Origin of the sequence: Nocardiopsis chromatogenes YIM 90109 (assembly GCF_000341185.1) — a bacterium.
Classification (GTDB): domain Bacteria; phylum Actinomycetota; class Actinomycetes; order Streptosporangiales; family Streptosporangiaceae; genus Nocardiopsis_A; species Nocardiopsis_A chromatogenes.
In genome coordinates, this window is sequence record NZ_ANBH01000205.1 from 1 (window position 1) to 14,966 (window position 14,966).

General features: G+C 73.4%; 12 protein-coding genes, 2 tRNA genes and 2 pseudogenes. 3 read left to right on the forward strand and 13 right to left on the reverse strand.

Annotated elements, in window-relative coordinates; translation table 11 throughout:
* Nucleotides 1–98: 98 nt before the first annotated feature.
* The 12 genes and pseudogenes from D476_RS0119550 to D476_RS0119605 form a co-directional block, all read right to left on the reverse strand.
* Nucleotides 99–171, reverse strand: a tRNA-Glu gene (locus tag D476_RS0119550).
* A 49-nt stretch (nucleotides 172–220) separates the two neighbouring features.
* Nucleotides 221–295, reverse strand: a tRNA-Gln gene (locus D476_RS0119555).
* Between the two features lie 136 nt (nucleotides 296–431).
* Nucleotides 432–1,892, reverse strand: coding sequence for a glutamate--tRNA ligase (gltX, locus tag D476_RS0119560; protein ID WP_083939579.1), 1,461 nt, complete (start codon nucleotides 1,890–1,892; stop codon nucleotides 432–434).
* 85 nt (nucleotides 1,893–1,977) lie between these two features.
* Nucleotides 1,978–3,312, reverse strand: coding sequence for an ABC transporter substrate-binding protein (locus tag D476_RS0119565; protein ID WP_017625622.1), 1,335 nt, complete (start codon nucleotides 3,310–3,312; stop codon nucleotides 1,978–1,980).
* On the reverse strand, nucleotides 3,312–4,433 hold the full coding sequence (locus D476_RS0119570; protein WP_017625623.1) for a branched-chain amino acid ABC transporter permease: 1,122 nt from the start codon (nucleotides 4,431–4,433) through the stop codon (nucleotides 3,312–3,314). Before D476_RS0119570 ends, D476_RS0119565 begins: the two co-directional genes overlap by 1 nt.
* Nucleotides 4,434–4,435: 2 nt before the next feature.
* Nucleotides 4,436–5,287: a branched-chain amino acid ABC transporter permease gene (locus D476_RS0119575; protein WP_017625624.1), complete on the reverse strand. Its 852-nt coding sequence runs from the start codon at nucleotides 5,285–5,287 to the stop codon at nucleotides 4,436–4,438.
* A gap of 11 nt (nucleotides 5,288–5,298) precedes the next feature.
* Nucleotides 5,299–6,053, reverse strand: a pseudogene (locus tag D476_RS33880) (ABC transporter ATP-binding protein).
* Nucleotides 6,043–6,858, reverse strand: coding sequence for an ABC transporter ATP-binding protein (locus D476_RS0119585; protein WP_017625626.1), 816 nt, complete (start codon nucleotides 6,856–6,858; stop codon nucleotides 6,043–6,045). The pseudogene D476_RS33880 and the gene D476_RS0119585 overlap by 11 nt, the downstream one beginning before the upstream one ends.
* A 225-nt stretch (nucleotides 6,859–7,083) precedes the next feature.
* Nucleotides 7,084–8,250, reverse strand: coding sequence for a GDSL-type esterase/lipase family protein (locus D476_RS0119590; protein WP_017625627.1), 1,167 nt, complete (start codon nucleotides 8,248–8,250; stop codon nucleotides 7,084–7,086).
* A gap of 142 nt (nucleotides 8,251–8,392) precedes the next feature.
* Nucleotides 8,393–9,076, reverse strand: coding sequence for a hypothetical protein (locus D476_RS0119595; RefSeq protein ID WP_152529395.1), 684 nt, complete (start codon nucleotides 9,074–9,076; stop codon nucleotides 8,393–8,395).
* Nucleotides 9,077–9,121: 45 nt separating this feature from the next.
* Nucleotides 9,122–9,787, reverse strand: a complete 666-nt coding sequence (locus D476_RS0119600; protein ID WP_017625629.1) for a hypothetical protein — start codon at nucleotides 9,785–9,787, stop codon at nucleotides 9,122–9,124.
* A 39-nt stretch (nucleotides 9,788–9,826) separates the two neighbouring features.
* Complete coding sequence (locus D476_RS0119605; protein ID WP_017625630.1) at nucleotides 9,827–10,153, reverse strand: hypothetical protein; 327 nt, start codon at nucleotides 10,151–10,153, stop codon at nucleotides 9,827–9,829.
* A gap of 557 nt (nucleotides 10,154–10,710) precedes the next feature.
* Between D476_RS0119605 and murQ the strand changes: the two genes are divergently transcribed.
* On the forward strand, nucleotides 10,711–11,664 hold the full coding sequence (murQ, locus tag D476_RS0119610; RefSeq protein WP_017625631.1) for an N-acetylmuramic acid 6-phosphate etherase: 954 nt from the start codon (nucleotides 10,711–10,713) through the stop codon (nucleotides 11,662–11,664).
* Between the two features lie 34 nt (nucleotides 11,665–11,698).
* Entirely contained in the window at nucleotides 11,699–13,186 is a 1,488-nt protein-coding gene (locus D476_RS0119615) for a PTS transporter subunit EIIC (protein ID WP_017625632.1), read from the forward strand.
* Here D476_RS0119615 and D476_RS0119620 read toward each other — a convergent pair.
* Nucleotides 13,173–13,973, reverse strand: a complete 801-nt coding sequence (locus tag D476_RS0119620) for a fumarylacetoacetate hydrolase family protein (protein ID WP_017625633.1) — start codon at nucleotides 13,971–13,973, stop codon at nucleotides 13,173–13,175. The genes D476_RS0119615 and D476_RS0119620 overlap by 14 nt on opposite strands.
* 155 nt (nucleotides 13,974–14,128) lie before the next feature.
* Between D476_RS0119620 and D476_RS36505 the strand changes: the two are divergent.
* Nucleotides 14,129–14,905 (forward strand): annotated as a pseudogene (locus D476_RS36505) (LysR family transcriptional regulator); the annotation flags it as partial.
* Nucleotides 14,906–14,966 lie beyond the last annotated feature (61 nt).

Here is a 14,966-nt window from a genome sequence, read left to right on the forward strand (position 1 = left end):
TATTCGTGCCTCATCCTACCGGACCCCTGAAGGCCCGGCCGGACCCGGCCTGCGCCAGAAAAAAGGCTCCCATCGGGTGGGAGCCTCTCCCTGCTGCGTACCCCCGAGCGGATTCGAACCGCCGTTACCGCCTTGAGAGGGCGGCGTCCTAGGCCACTAGACGACGGGGGCCCAAGAGAACCGTTCTACCGGTCCCGCGATCTCCCGGCCGGAAGATCGTTGGCTGGGCTACCAGGACTCGAACCTAGACTAACTGAACCAGAATCAGTCGTGCTGCCGATTACACCATAGCCCACTGTTCTCCCCGGGGGCCCTTCCCTTTCGGGCCTGTCCCCCGCGGCGACGTGCATAACTTTAGCGGACTTCGGGAGTGCTCGCGAACCGGAATCCGGGGCGGCCGGTGTGCGCCCGGCCACCCCGGTCCGGCGGTCCTACTCCGCGGGTGCGTCCGCCTGCTCCCGTGCCTGGTCGGCGCGCAGGCGCTCCAGAGCGGCCTCCAAGCGCGCGCGCACGCGGTCGCGGCCGAGCAGCTCCAGGGACTCGAACAGCGGCAGGCCCACGGTCCGCCCGGTGACGGCCACGCGCACCGGTGCCTGCGCCTTGCCGAGCTTGAGCCCCTGGGCCTGGCCGACCTCCTCCAGGGCGGTCTTGAGCGCCTCGGCCTCCCAGACCTGTCCGGGGTCGCCGAAGCGCTCCAGGGACGCCGACAGCATCTCCTCGCCCACGCCGGGCTTCATCGCCTTGTTCCACGACTTCTCGTCGAAGACGGGCTCGTCCAGGAACAGGAAGTCGACGTTGGGCACGATCTCGCCGAGCACCGCGATGCGGCTCTGGGCCAGCGGCGCGACGGCGCGGAACGCCTTCTCGTCGAAGTTGGACGCGGGCCAGGGCGCCCTGTCCGGGGCCAGGTAGGGGCGGCAGCGCTCGACGAAGTCGTCGGCGTCCAAGGCGCGGATGTACTCGCCGTTGAAGGCGCGCAGCTTCTTCTCGTCGAAGAACGCGCTGGAGCTGTTCACGTCGGAGATGTCGAACAGCGGCTGCATCTGCTCCCAGGGCATGATCTCCCGGTCCTCGCCCGGAGACCAGCCCAGCAGCATCAGGTAGTTGACCATGGCCTCGGGCAGGTAGCCCTCGTCCTGGTAGGACTCCAGGGCGACCTTGTCGCGGCGCTTGGACAGCTTCTGCCGCTTCTCGTTGACGATGACCGGCAGGGGCGCCCACACCGGAGGGGTCTGACCCAGCGCCTCCCAGAGCAGCTGCTGCTTGGGGGTGTTGGACAGGTGCTCCTCGCCGCGGATCACCTCGTTGACGCCCATCTCGACGTCGTCGACCACGTTGGCCAGCACGAACAGCGGGGAGCCGTCGGCGCGCGCGATGACGAAGTCCTCGATGTTGTCGTGCTCGAACTCCACCCGGCCGCGGATCCGGTCCTCGACCACGGTCGGCCCGCCGTCGGGGACCCGGAAGCGCAGGGCGCGCCCGGGGCCCGGCTCCAGGCCGCGGTCCCGGCAGAAGCCGTCGTAGCCCAGGTGGGGGTTGCCGCGGCGCTCGGCGACCTGATCGCGGGTGCAGGCGCAGTAGTAGGCCTGGCCGCCGGAGTAGAGGCGCTCGGCGGTCCGGATGTGCTCGTCGGCGTAGGCCGACTGGAAGTAGGGCCCCTCGAAGTGGGGGTCCGCCTCGGAGATGCCGAGCCAGGCCAGGGCGCTGATGATGCCCTCGGTCCATTCGGGCTTGTTGCGGGCGGCGTCGGTGTCCTCGATGCGGAGCACGAACCGGCCCTCGGGCTGCTGCTGTGCCAGTGCCCAGTTGAACAGTGCGGAACGGGCGCCGCCGACGTGGAACATGCCCGTCGGGGACGGCGCGAAGCGAACGCGAATCGAAGTCTCACTCACCCGACCAAGCCTATCGGCGCAGGATGCGGCCCCAGGGCGGCGGAAGTCCGCCGCCCCGGGGCCCACGGTGCCGCCGGGGGCCGCCTCACCCCTGGGCCAGGGGCCCGATGTCCTCGGGGAGCGGGCGGTCGACCTCGGCCGGCTCGATGTCGCCCTCGGCGCTGTCGGTGACCGCGGGGTCGCGGACCATCTCCAGCTCGCCGTCCTCGTAGCGGGTGATGAAGCCCCCGGCGTACCCGCCGCGGTCCTCCCCGGTGGAGGAGAACGGCACCAGGCCGGGGCCGCCGGACTCCAGGGACTCCAGCGCCTCGATGAGCGAAGCGCGGGTGGGGTCCTCCCCCGCGGCCTCCAGGGCCCGGACGAACTGCACGGCCTGCACCATGCCGTAGACCGTGGTGTTGCTCAGCGGGGCGTCGCCCCCGTACTCGTCGTAGACGCCGCGGAGGAATTCGACCCAGGGGTCGTCCCCGCCGAGCTCGACCGGGGGCAGGTACCCCAGCGTCATCAGCCCGTTGAGGAAGTCGTCGGGGTCGCCGCCGGAGCCGGCCTGCTCGGCGAAGGAGGACAGCAGCCCGCGCAGGGTGACCGTGTCGCCGCCGATGCTGCTGGTGATGAACTGCGGCTCGTACCCGATGCGCGCCGACTCCAGCAGCGCCAGGGCCACGTAGTTGGGGATGCAGGCGCAGACGACCACGTCGGCGCCCTCCTGCTCCAGCCCGGCGATCTGCGCGGACAGGTCCTCGGCCCCGGACTCGTAGTGCTCCACGGCCACCGCCTGGTCCTGCAGGTACATGTCCAGGCCGCGCTGCGAGTCGACGCCCACGTCGTCGTTCTGCAGCAGGTAGCCGACCTCGGCGTCCTCGAACTCCTCGGAGACGTACTCGCCGAGGATCTTCGACTCCTTGGTGTAGTCGACCTGGTAGCCGTAGGTCAGCGGGTACTTCTCGGGGTCGTTCCACATCAGCGCCCCGGAGGAGGGGAACAGGTCGGGCACCCCCTCCCTGTTGAGGAAGTCGACCACCTTGGAGTGGGTGGGCGTGCCGAGTCCGCCGACCATGGCGAAGACCTCGTCCTCGTGCACCAGTTCCCGGGTGACCTCCACCGTCCGGGTGGGGTCGTAGGCGTCGTCCTCGGCGAGGTACTCGATGGTGCGCCCGTGCACACCGCCGTTGGCGTTGACGAAGTCGTACACCGCCTGGGCGCCGACGGAGATCTGGCTGTAGCCGGGGGCGGCGGGGCCGGTCAGGGGCATGTGGGCGCCGATGGTGACCGTGTCGTCGGTGACGCCGGTCGACACGTCGAGGTCGGCCTCGGCCCCCTCGCCGGTCTGGCCGGCGCCGGTGCACCCGGCCGCGAGCACCGCCAGCGCCAGGGACACGGCGGCCAGGGGCCGGGCGGCACGGATGGGATCGGTTCTCATCAGGAATCTCCCGTCTGCTGGGGGGTGCTTCGGTGGCGGCCGAGGGCGGAGAGCGCGCCGTGCACGCCGCGCGGCCAGGCGAGGACGACGATGATCAGGACGGCGCCGAAGAAGACGACGGGCAGGTTGTTGCGCACGTCGGTGTCCAGCTCCAGGGCGTGGGCCAGCTCGGTTCCGGCGACCTCCACGTAGACGATGGCCAGGGCCGCCCAGAAGGCGCCCCACAGGCTGCCCAGGCCGCCGAGGACGAGGGCGGCGAGCAGGACCAGCGACAGGGCCAGCCCGTACGTGGAGGGGGTGGCCGTGCCCAGCACGTAGGCCTGGCAGGCCCCGGCCAGCGACCCCGCTCCGGCGCTGATGACGAAGGCGGTGACGCGCACGCGGCCCACGGGGACGCCCGACAGCGCCGCCGCGGTCGGGTCGTCGCGCACCGCCCGCAGGTGGCGCCCGAGGCGTCCGCCGCTCGCGGTCGCCAGCACCACCAGGCCGATCAGGGCGACCGTCCACACCACGATCGCCCGCCACTGGGTGTCGTCCACCAGGCCCGCCAGGGCCGGGGGCGCGCCGATGGTGGAGAACCCCAGGCCGTTGGCGCCGCCCAGGAGGTCCGGGAACCGCAGGGCGATCGCGGGCAGGCCCACGGCCAGCATCAGCGTGGCCCCCGCCAGGTAGGGGCCGTGCAGGCGGGCGGTGGCCGCGCCGACGGCCAGGCCCGCCAGGCACCCGGCGGCGCAGGCGGCCGCCATCCCGGCGGCCAGCGGCAGCGCGGGGACGTTCACCACCAGCAGGGCCATGGTGTAGGCGCCGACGAACATGAAGGCGCCGTGGCCCAGCGACACCTGGCCGCTGGTGCCCACCAGGACCTGCAGCCCGGCCACGGCCAGGAGGAACAGGCCCGCGTTCGCCACGCGCAGGTCGGTGACGGGGCCGGTGGCCGTGGTGACCGCGGCGACGGCGGCCAGTGCCGCCGCCGCCAGGAGCAGGCGGCGCAGGAGGGGGTGGCCCAGGAGGGGGTGGCCGGGCACGGAGCGCGGCCCCCGGCGGGCAGAGGCCGCGGGATCCGATCCCGCGGGGGTGGAACCGGCGTCGGAGGCCGGGGCGCGGTGGGTGGACGGGGCCATGGTCAGACCTTTCGGGCGGCGGCCCGGGAGAACAGGCCGTCCGGTTTGAGGGCGAGCACGGTCAGCAGCACCGCCAGCGCGGCGAGCGCGGTCAGTTCCGGGCCCGCGTAGCCGGTGACGTAGGACAGCAGGACGCCGACGGCCAGGCCCCCGGCCACGGCGCCGAAGGGGTTCTCCAGGCCGCCCGCCACGGCGGCGGCGATGGCGAACACGAAGATCAGGTCGAAGGAGTTGGGGGCCAGGAAGGGCGGGGCGGCGAGCATCCCCGCGAGCGCGCCGATCGCCGAGGCCAGCGCCCAGGCGGAGGCCAGCACCGCGCCCACCCGCACCCCGGACAGCCGGGCGGCCTCGGGGCGGATGGCGGCGGCGCGCATGCGCAGCCCGGCGGGGGTGAACCGGTAGAGGGCGAACAGGGCGAGGGCCACGAGCAGCACCGAGACCAGGGCGAAGGCGTCGGCCGGGGAGAAGCGGCCGCGGTAGTCCAGCGGGTAGGCGAAGGACAGCGGCTCGTTGCCCCACACCATGCCCACGGCGCCCTGCAGGACCATGAGCAGGCCCAGGGTGGCGATGATCGGGCTGAGCGGGGAGGCGTTGCGCAGCGGGCGCACCAGGAACCGCTCGGTGGCCGCGCCCAGCAGGGCGCCGACGGCCAGGGCCGCGGCGAACCCGGCCCAGTAGGAGCCGGTGGCCGAGGTCACCGCGTAGGCCACGTAGGCCGAGACCAGCGCGAAGGCGGGCTGGGCGAAGTTGAGCACCCGGGTGGCCTGGTAGATCAGGACCAGGGACAGGGCCAGGGCGGCGTAGACCGCCCCCGTGGCCAGCCCGTTGAGGGTGAGGTTGGCGAAGTGCTCCATGGTCGGCTCCCTCACAGACCCAGGTAGGCGGCGCGGACACGGGGGTCGCCGAGCAGGTCGGCCGAGGCGCCCTCGGCGGCCACGGCCCCCTGGTCGAGCACGTGGGCGCGGTCGCTGGAGCGCAGGGCGGTGCGGGCGTTCTGCTCGACGAGGACGACCGTCAGGCCGGTGCGGGCGCGCAGGTCCTGGAGCAGGTGCATGATGCGGCGGGTGATGAGCGGGGCCAGGCCGAGCGAGGGCTCGTCCAGCAGGACGACGCGCGGACCGGCCATCAGCGCCCTGCCGATGGCGAGCATCTGGGGGCNCGCTCGCCGCCGGACAGGGAGGAGGCCGAGCGGGTGCGGCGCTCGCGCAGGGGTTCGAAGAGGTCGTAGACCTCGCCGAGCGCGGCGGCGCGGGCGGCGCGCCCCGGCCGGACCAGGCCGCCCAGGCGCAGGTTCTCCTCCACGGTGAGCTCGGTGAGCACGCCGCCGCCCTCGGGGACGTGCAGCAGGCCGCGGCGGACCAGCTCTTCGGCGGGGGCGCCGGTGACGTCCTCGCCGAAGAGGAGGACGCGGCCGGAGCGGGGCGGGTGGAGTCCGGAGGCGGCGCGCAGGAAGGTGGTCTTCCCGGCGCCGTTGGCGCCCAGGACGGCGTGCAGGGCGCCGGGGGCGACCTCCAGGTCGACGGCGTCGAGGGCGCGGACGGCGCCGTAGTGGACGGTCAGCCCTTCGGTGCGCAGGGCCGGGGCGGGAGCGGTGCCCGGGGCGGCGGGGTCAGCGGCCATCGCGGGCCTCCTCGGGGGCGGGCCCGCCGGGGGCGTCGGGGGTGCTGGGGGCACCGGGGGCGAGCAGGTCGCCGTCCCCGTCGGGCGGCCCCAGGTAGGCGCGCTCGACGGCGGGGTCGGCGCGCACCTCGTCCGGGGTCCCGTCGGCGATCACCCGGCCGAAGTCGAGCACGACCACCCGGTCGCAGACGCGCATGACCAGGTCCATGTGGTGCTCGACGAGGAGCACCGACCCGTGGTCGCGCATCATGCGCACGCGCTCGGCCAGCTCGGAGACCTCGTCGGCGGCCAGCCCGGAGGCGGGCTCGTCGAGCAGGAGCAGTTCCGGGGAGCACACGCAGGCGCGGGCCAGCGCCACCCGCTTCTGCACCCCGTAGGGCAGGGTGCCGGGCAGGGCGTGGGCGGCGTCGGCGACGCCGAACTCACCGAGCGCGGCCTCGGCCCGCTCGCGCACCCGGCGCTCGTCGCGCGGGGCGCGGCCCAGGCCGGTGAGCATGCCGGGCAGGCCGCCGGCGGCCAGCGGGTCGGCGCCCACCATCACGTTCTCCAGCACGGTCATCCCGGGGAACAGGCCCAGGCCCTGCAGCATCCGGGAGATGCCCAGGCGCGGCAGGTGGTGGGGGNTGCCCTCCCGGGGGCGGACGACGCCGCTGACCGCGTTGAACACGGTGGTCTTCCCGGCGCCGTTGGGGCCGATCAGGCCGACGACGCTGCGGTGGGGCACGTCGAAGGTGACGCGGTCGAGCGCGGTGAGGCCGCCGAAGGCGACGGTGAGCTGCTCGACCGACAGGACATGGCCGTCCATGGGCTCCTCTCGGGTCGCGGCGCGCGGCGCCGGGGCACTAAACCGACCATCCGGTCGGTCGGGGATCCGCGACACCCCTTCCCACCGGCGCCGACGCCGTCGCGGCTGCCCCGAACGCTAGTCGGGGCCGCGGTGGCCCCGGAAGGTCCGCGGACACAGACTGGTGGTTTCCCTGATGGGCCGCCGACGGGGTCCGGCCGCGCTCACGCCCGCGTCATGCCCGCCTCACGCCTCCGTGGAGACGACGACGGCGTCGGAGTAGCCGCCCTTGTGCCAGCCCTTGTCGGCGCGGACCTGGAAGGTGTACTCGGCCCCCGGGTCGAGGTCCTCCAGGGTCCAGGTGCGCTCGTAGGCCGGGAGGGGCCGTGCCCGCGACCAGACCGGCTCCCCTTCTCCGGCACCCGCCTGTCCCTCCTCGGCCCAGCGCACCCGGTAGGTCGTGGCCCCCGGGACGGGCTCCCAGCGCACGACCGCCCCCTGCCCGGGGACGAGTTCGGCGGTCGGCTCGGGGGACTGCTGCGGGCCGAACTCCGTCTCGGGGAGCGGACGGGGGTAGGCCGCGCCGTAGCCGAACTCGGCGTGCAGGGCGTCGGCGAAGGCGGCCGCGATCTTCAGCTCGCCGCGGGCGTTGGGGTGGGTGCCGTCGTAGGTGTCGCGGTCGGGGAGGTAGGACTCGGCGTCGGCGATGTCGACGTGGACGACGCGGGCGCCGGAGCGCGACTCGTCCTCGGCGATGGCGTCCAGGCCGGAGTTGTAGGCGCCGACCTTGGCGGAGAACGAGGGGTCGTCCACGCCGCGCTGGGTGGGGAGCACCCCGGCGAGGAGCACCTGCGGCGGGTCGTCCCCCTGGCGCGCCTCCTCCAGCAGGTCCCGCACCTGCCCGTGCATCCGCTCGGGCTCGGCGCCCAACCAGCCGAGGTCGTTGATGCCGAGGAGGACGAGCAGGACGTCGGGGTCGTACTCGGCGACGGTGTCGCCGACCTCCTGGGAGGCGTCCTTGAGAGTGCGCCCCCACATGGCGTCGTGGGCGGTGCCGAAGTCGGGGTCGGCGTAGCCGTCGTGCTCGTCCTCGCCCTCGGTGGCGCGGTTCTCGACGCCGTCCCGGGGCCCGACGAACTCCAGGTCGGGGTCGGTGTCGGCGAGGTGGTTCCAGAGCCGGTACCGCCAGGTGAAGTCGCCGGTGCCGCCGTGGGTGAGGGAGTCGCCGACCGCCATGACACGCACCCCGCGCCCGCCGTCGCCGAGCGGGGCGGCGTCCCCGGAGCCGGAGGCCCCGCCGCCGGGTTCGCCCCCGCGCCCGCCGGCCGGGTCGCACCCGGCCACGAGGACGACGGCGAGCACGGCGGCCAGGACGGCGGCCCCCCGGGACCGGAGGCGCGTCAGGTCGAGCATGGACAAAGCCTTTCAACGGCGACGAACACGGCTTACCTGGCAAAAGGCCGCAGTCGGCCCGTCCAGGTATACCCGCCGCAGATCACACGGGACCACCGCGGGCCCCCATCACGGCGGCGGGGGCCGGACACGGGGGCGGAGGTCACACCGCCGGACGGACGCCGACGGTGACGATGTCCACGACGTTGTCCGGGTAGTCCTCCTCGGGCCACTCCCACCAGATGGCGACGGGTTCGTCCTCCGGGGTCGGCTGCACGGCGTAGAGCACGCCCCGGACGGGGCCGTCGGCCTCGTCCTTCAGGTCCGGGGCGAGGACCTCGTAGGTCACTTCGGCGGCCGTCCCCTCGTGGATTCCGGGGGCCGGGCGCTCGTAACGATTGATCGCGCTCTCCACCTTCCCCGTGTAGGCGAGGTTGTTGAGCAGGCGAATCACCGTCCCAGAGGCGTCGAGCCCGTCGTCGGCCACCTCGATGATCCGGGCGTTGCCCCCGACGAACTCACCATCACCGTCCGTCTCGGGGAGGGGCTCCGAATCCTCTCCCCTGTTCTCCACCCACCCCTCGGGCATAGGGATGTCGAGTCCGACCTCGGTGACGGACGTCCACCCCTCGGGCAGCCCGGAAGGCGCCCCGTCCGACTGCGCCCCGGGCGGCCAGACCAACGACTCGGAACGCGCGAACTCTTCAGCGCTCATCGCAACCGGTGTGTCGGAGGCGCTCTCTTGGGGCGCGGGAAGCAGGTCGGTGTACTGACGGGTCGCGGCGATCGACAGACCGACGGCGAAGACCGCCATGATCGCCGAGAAGACGACGGAAGAGGGGGACATGCGCATCGGGGAACTCGTCTCGTGGGGATCGGGGGATTCAGGGACTCAACGGTCGAGCCAGGCACTCCCGCCGTCGGGAGCGGGACGGACGTTGTTGAGCATCGTCGCGATGTCGTCGCCGCCCACGTCCCTTGAGTAGAGGAGCCGCACGATCACCGGGGCGGAGTCCTGCTCCACTTGGACGGAGAAGTAGGTGCCGGACATGCCTTCGATCCGGCGTCCGGTCTCCGGGTCGAGGTGGACGGCGGGGACGGCGCAGCTGCCGGCCAGGTACGCGTCGACGAGCTCGTGCTCCCGACACTCGTCGTTGCCGCCGAGCGGGAGGTCGAGCTCGGTGCCGTACTCCGCGGAGGCGGCGTCGACGAGCACGCGGAAGGCATCGGTGTCCACTCCGGGATAGTCGAGGACACTCAGCTCCCAGCGCGCCTCTCCTTCAGGGGCGTGCCATGAGGCGGCGTAGCCCCGCCTGAGGCCGCCTTCCTCCACGGCGATCCAGTCACCGGGTACCGCGTAGGAGATACCGGCGGCCTCGGCCCGCCGCCATCCGGAAGGGTCGGGCGCGTAATGCACAGGCTCTTGCGCGAGCCAGCTCAGGCCGTCCGCACCGGGAACCCCGAGCGAGTCCCCGAACCGCGCCACGACGGACACGCCCGCAAGGAGCACGGCGAAGCCGAGAACGAAGACTGCGGGCTTACTCGGTCGTGAATCCATTTCCTACCTTGCCGACTCATTGTGAACTACAGACCAGGTTCACTCATTCCAGTACTCCCGCCCGCGCCCCATGACCAGCGAATTTCGCCGGAAATCAGCAGTAGTCCAACCAGATCCCAATATTGGACAATCAACGCTCCCTGTGATCACCCCATCGATCAGCTCGATCAGTCCCATGTCCCGCACCTTGACGGAAATCTCATCCGTGACCACAATCTTCGAGACATTCCCCTCTCCGTCGAGGGAGAAGAACATGGGACACCCACCCGAACCCTCCCCCCAGGGAAAGAGCCCGGGCAACTCCGGATAGAAGGAGTATTCGTTCGACACCTCCTCCTCACCGAACCTTCCGCGCTCGACGGACACCACCTCTCCGGTCGGCGGCCCCCATGCGCTGGCCCGGGGTCGTGCCGTCGGCGTCCGCTACGGGGGTCAGGCGCGGCATGCATGCCGTCTCGGCGTCCGGGACCAGGGCGAGGGGGCCAGGAGTGCGAGGACGGTGGTGATCACCGTCGTCTGGGCCGCCAGGCGGCGGGCGGCCGGGGGCAGGGGGCGTCGGTGGTGTTCGCCGGGGGACACGGGCGCAGGCCTCCGCGGGGGATATCGGGGGATGGCAGGGGATGCACGGGGGTGAACGGGAGCGCAGGGAACTTATACCGGCCTTAAATGCCTGAACAAGCTCTAAAGAAGGACAAACCGCCACAAAATACCCAGCGAGTCTCCTCTCCCCCTTCCTCACCTGGCAGGATGCGGAGCCGTCCCCCCTCGGCCACTTCCGGACCCCTGGAGACTCCCCCAGGAAGCGCATACGGGGCATGTGAGGCATGTCACCGGTGCTGTGCGTTTTCCTGCCGCCAGTGGGAAAATTACCTTCTGGGAACCGAAGGGCGAGGAAGGAAACCTTCAGCAGGAGGGGCGCACGCATGGCCAGCACCGGGACCGGTACCGACCACCAGGGGCTCGACCGAGGACTGCGGGACGAGCTCGCCGGGCTGGCGACCGAGGCCCGCCGGGACGACCTCGCCGACATCGACCGAATGGCCACCGCGGACATCCTGCGCACCATGAACGCCGAGGACGCCAAGGTCCCCGCCGCGGTCGCCGACGCCGTTCCCGCACTCGCCGCCGCGGTGGACGCCGCCGCCGAGCGCATGCGGCACGGCGGGCGGCTCATCTACGCGGGCGCGGGCACCGCCGGGCGCCTCGGGGTGCTCGACGCCTCCGAGTGCCCGCCCACCTTCGGCACCGACCCCGCGCAGGTCATCGGGCTCATCGCGGGCGGGCCCCGCGCCGTCGGCACCGCCGTGGAGGGCGCCGAGGACGACACCGCCGCGGCCGCCGCCGACCTCTCCGCCCTGGGCGTGGGCCCCGACGACACCGTCGTGGGCGTCTCGGCCTCCGGCCGCACCCCCTACGCGGTGCAGGCCGTGCGCACCGCCCGCGGGGCCGGGGCGCTGACCGTCGGAGTCTCCTGCAACCCCGGGTCCCCGCTGGGCGCCGCCGCCGAGCACCCCGTGGAGGTCGTCGTCGGCCCCGAGCTGATCGCCGGGTCCACCCGGCTCAAGGCCGGGACGGCGCAGAAGCTCGTGCTGAACATGCTCTCCACCGTCACCATGATCCGCCTCGGCAAGACCTACGGGAACCTCATGGTGGACCTGCGCGCCACCAACGAGAAGCTGCGCGCCCGCTCCCTGGGCATCGTCGAGGCCGCCACCGGCGCCTCCCCCGAGGACGCCGAGGCCGCGCTCACCTCGACCGGCGGCGGCGTCAAGGAGGCCATCCTCGTGCTCGCCGCCGACGTCGACGCCGCGACCGCCGCCCGCCTGCTGCGCGACAGCGACGGGCGCCTGCGCGAGGCCATCGCCGCCGCCCCCTGAGGGCACGGCGCCCCCCGGTTGAAAGGAGCCCCCCATGTCCGACCGGTCCGGCCCCGGCCCCGCCCCGAGGCCCGAGGACACCGCCCGCGCGCTGCTCCCGCTCGTCGGCGGCGCCGCCAACGTCACCTCGATCGCGAACTGCATCAGCCGCCTCCGCCTCGGCCTGGCCGACCGGTCGCGGGTGCGCGACGCCGACGTGCGCGCCCTGCCCGGCGTCCTCGGCGTCGTCGAGGACGACACCTACCAGGTCGTCGTCGGCCCCCGGGCGGTGAACGCGGTCGCGGAGGCCTTCGGAAGACTGGTGGAGGAGGAGGGAGGAGCAGACGAGGGCCGCCAGGACGGCGGGACGGACACGGCAGAGGAGCTCGCCGAGCGGGGCGCCGCCATCCGGGCCGCCAACAAGCGCCGCAACGCCACCCCGTTCAAGCTCTTCCTGCGCCGCATCGCCAACATCTTCGTCCCGCTCATCCCCGCCCTGATCGCCTGCGGGATCATCGCCGGGGTCACCGGCCTGCTGCGCAACCTCGGCTGGCTGGAGGGCGCCGTCCCCGCGCTCACCGCGATCAGCTCCGGCTTCATGTCGCTGATCACCGTGTTCGTCGGGATGAACGCCGCCAAGGAGTTCGGCGGCACCCCCGTCCTGGGCGGCGCCGTCGCCGCCATCATCCCCTTCGCCGGGGTCGCCGACGTGCAGGTGTTCGGCACCGCCCTCTCCCCCGGCCAGGGCGGCGTGCTGGGCGCCCTGGGCGCGGCGGTGCTGTGCGCCTTCGTGGAGCGCCGGGTGCGCCGCCACATGCCCGGCACCCTGGACGTGCTGCTCACCCCCACCATCGCGGTGCTGGTGGCGGGCCTGGCCACGGTCTTCGGGCTGATGCTGGCCGCCGGAGCGCTGTCCGAGGCGATCGGCGCCGGGGCCGACTGGCTGCTGGGGACCGCGGGCGCGTTCGCCGGCCTGGTGCTGGGCGGGCTCTTCCTGCCGCTGGTGATGCTGGGCCTGCACCAGGCCCTCATCCCCATCCACACCACCCTCATCGACCTGGAGGGCTACACCACCCTGCTGCCGATCCTGTCCATGGCCGGGGCCGGGCAGGTGGGCGCGGCGCTGGCGGTCTACCGCCGCCTGAAGCACGACGAGGGCATCCGCGCCACCGTCCGCTCCGCCCTGCCCGCGGGACTGCTGGGCGTGGGCGAGCCGCTCATCTACGGCGTCACGCTGCCGCTGGGCCGCCCGTTCATCACCGCGTGTGCGGGCGGCGCCGTCGGCGGCGCGTTCGTGGGGCTGATGGGCCAGCTCTGGGCGACCACCGGGTCGACCGCCATCGGCCCGTCCGGATGGGCGCTGTTCCCGCTGGTGCAGGGCAGCGCCGGGATCGGACCGGCCGTGGCGGTCTACGGCGGCGGGCTGCTGGTGGGCTATGCCGCCGGGTTCGTGCTCACCCTGCTCTTCGGATTCCCGAAGGGGGCGGCGGTCCCGGCGGAGGCGGTCGGGGAGGCGGTCGCCCCCGGGCCTACTCCCGGGTGACCACGGGGTTGGACAGCTCGCCCACCTTCTCCACCGCGACGCTGACGCGCTGCCCGGGCTCGACCGGGCCGACCCCGGCCGGGGTGCCGGTCAGGATGATGTCCCCGGGCAGCAGGGTCATGAAGGAGCTGACGTAGGAGATCAGCTCGGGGATCGGGTGCATCAGGGCCGACGTGCGGGCGTCCTGGCGCACCTGTCCGTCCACGGTGGTGGTGATGCGCAGGTCGGAGGCCTCCTCCAGGGTGAGGCCGGTCTCGACCCACGGCCCGACCGGGCAGAAGGAGTCGAACCCCTTGGCCCGCGTCCACTGCTTGTCGGTGCGCTGCAGGTCGCGGGCGGTCACATCGTTGGCGACGGTGTAGCCGAACACCATCTCCCCGGCGCGCTCGGCGGGCACCTCGCGCCCCATCCGGCCGATGACCACGGCCAGCTCGCCCTCGTACTCCACCTGCGAGGAGGCGGCCGGGTAGAACACCGGGTCGCCCGGCCCGGTCACCGCGGTGGACGGCTTGAGGAAGACCACCGGCTCGGCGGTGGCCTCACCGGTCACGTCCTTCATCTCGGCGACGTGGTCGGCGTAGTTCTTGCCGATGCACACCACCTTGCTGGGCAGCACCGGCGACAGCAGCCGCACGTCCTCCAGCTTGGCGCGCTCCCCGGTCAGCTGGATGTTGCCGAGCAGGGGGTGCCCGCTCATGCGGGACACGAACTCCTGCCCGCTCTCGGCGTCGGTGTCGACCAGGCCGAACCCGACGTCGTCCCCGGAAGAGAATCTCGCGATGCGCACGGCTGCCCTACCTAGCCTTCATTGGGGAGAACACGACCCGTCCGAGGGTACCGAGCCGCGCGGCGCGCGCGTGCGCACCGCCCGCCCGTGTCCCCGTCCCCCGCCTCGCTGAACGGTCGGTGCGCGACCGTTCAGCCGCACTTACCCTTTGCGGTATGACCGACTGGGATCTGCGCAAGCTGCGGGTGCTGCGCGCGCTCGGCGAGCACCGCACCGTCCGGGCCACGGCCGAGGCCCTGAACATGACCCCCTCCGCCGTGTCCCAGCAGCTGGCCGGGCTGTCCCGGGAGACGGGGGTGCAGCTGCTGGAGGCGCACGGGCGGCGGGTGCGCCTGACCGACGCCGCGCACGTGCTGCTGCGCCACGGCGACACCGTCTTCGCCGAGCTGGAGCGTGCCGAGGCCGAGCTGGAGGCCTTCGCCCGCGGCGAGGCCGGGCGGGTGACCGTGGGCGCGTTCGCCACCTCCATTCCCGCGCTGGTCGTCCCGGCCGCCGCCGACCTGCGGCGGCGGTGGCCCGGCCTGGCGGTGCGGGTGCGCGAGGCCGAGGCCGCCGAGGCCTACGAGCTGCTGGCCGCCGGGGAGGTGGACCTGGCGCTGTCGCTGGCCGCCGACGCCCCCTCGCCGCGCGATGCCACCTTCGAGCGCACGGTGCTGCTGGCCGACCCGCTGCGGGCGGCGCTGCCCGCGCACCACCGGCTGGCCGCGGCCCCCGGGCTGCGCCTGGCCGACCTGGCCGAGGAGCCGTGGATCTTCGGCGACTCCGGTCCGTGGCGGCAGATCACCGAGCACGCCTGCGCGGCCGCCGGGTTCACCCCCGACCAGGCGCACTCGGCCGCCGACTGGTCGGCGGTGCTGTCCCTGGTGGAGGCCGGGATGGGGGTGGCGCTGGTGCCGCGGCTGGCGGCCCCGGCGGCCCGGCCCGGGGTGGCCGTGCGCGAGCTGCGCGCCGACCGCCCGCTGCGGCACGTGGTGGCGGCGGGGCGCGCCGGGG

What these genes read in the sequence shown, in the direction of transcription:
- D476_RS0119565 (WP_017625622.1), bottom strand. Translation starts at nt 3,312, where the DNA reads ATGAGAACCGATCCCATCCGTGCCGCCCGGCCCCTGGCCGCCGTGTCC.
- D476_RS0119570 (WP_017625623.1), bottom strand. Translation starts at nt 4,433, where the DNA reads ATGGCCCCGTCCACCCACCGCGCCCCGGCCTCCGACGCCGGTTCCACC.
- D476_RS0119575 (WP_017625624.1), bottom strand. Translation starts at nt 5,287, where the DNA reads ATGGAGCACTTCGCCAACCTCACCCTCAACGGGCTGGCCACGGGGGCG.
- D476_RS0119590 (WP_017625627.1), bottom strand. Translation starts at nt 8,250, where the DNA reads ATGCTCGACCTGACGCGCCTCCGGTCCCGGGGGGCCGCCGTCCTGGCC.
- D476_RS0119595 (WP_152529395.1), bottom strand. Translation starts at nt 9,076, where the DNA reads ATGTCCCCCTCTTCCGTCGTCTTCTCGGCGATCATGGCGGTCTTCGCC.
- D476_RS0119600 (WP_017625629.1), bottom strand. Translation starts at nt 9,787, where the DNA reads ATGGATTCACGACCGAGTAAGCCCGCAGTCTTCGTTCTCGGCTTCGCC.
- murQ (WP_017625631.1), top strand. Translation starts at nt 10,711, where the DNA reads ATGGCCAGCACCGGGACCGGTACCGACCACCAGGGGCTCGACCGAGGA.
- D476_RS0119615 (WP_017625632.1), top strand. Translation starts at nt 11,699, where the DNA reads ATGTCCGACCGGTCCGGCCCCGGCCCCGCCCCGAGGCCCGAGGACACC.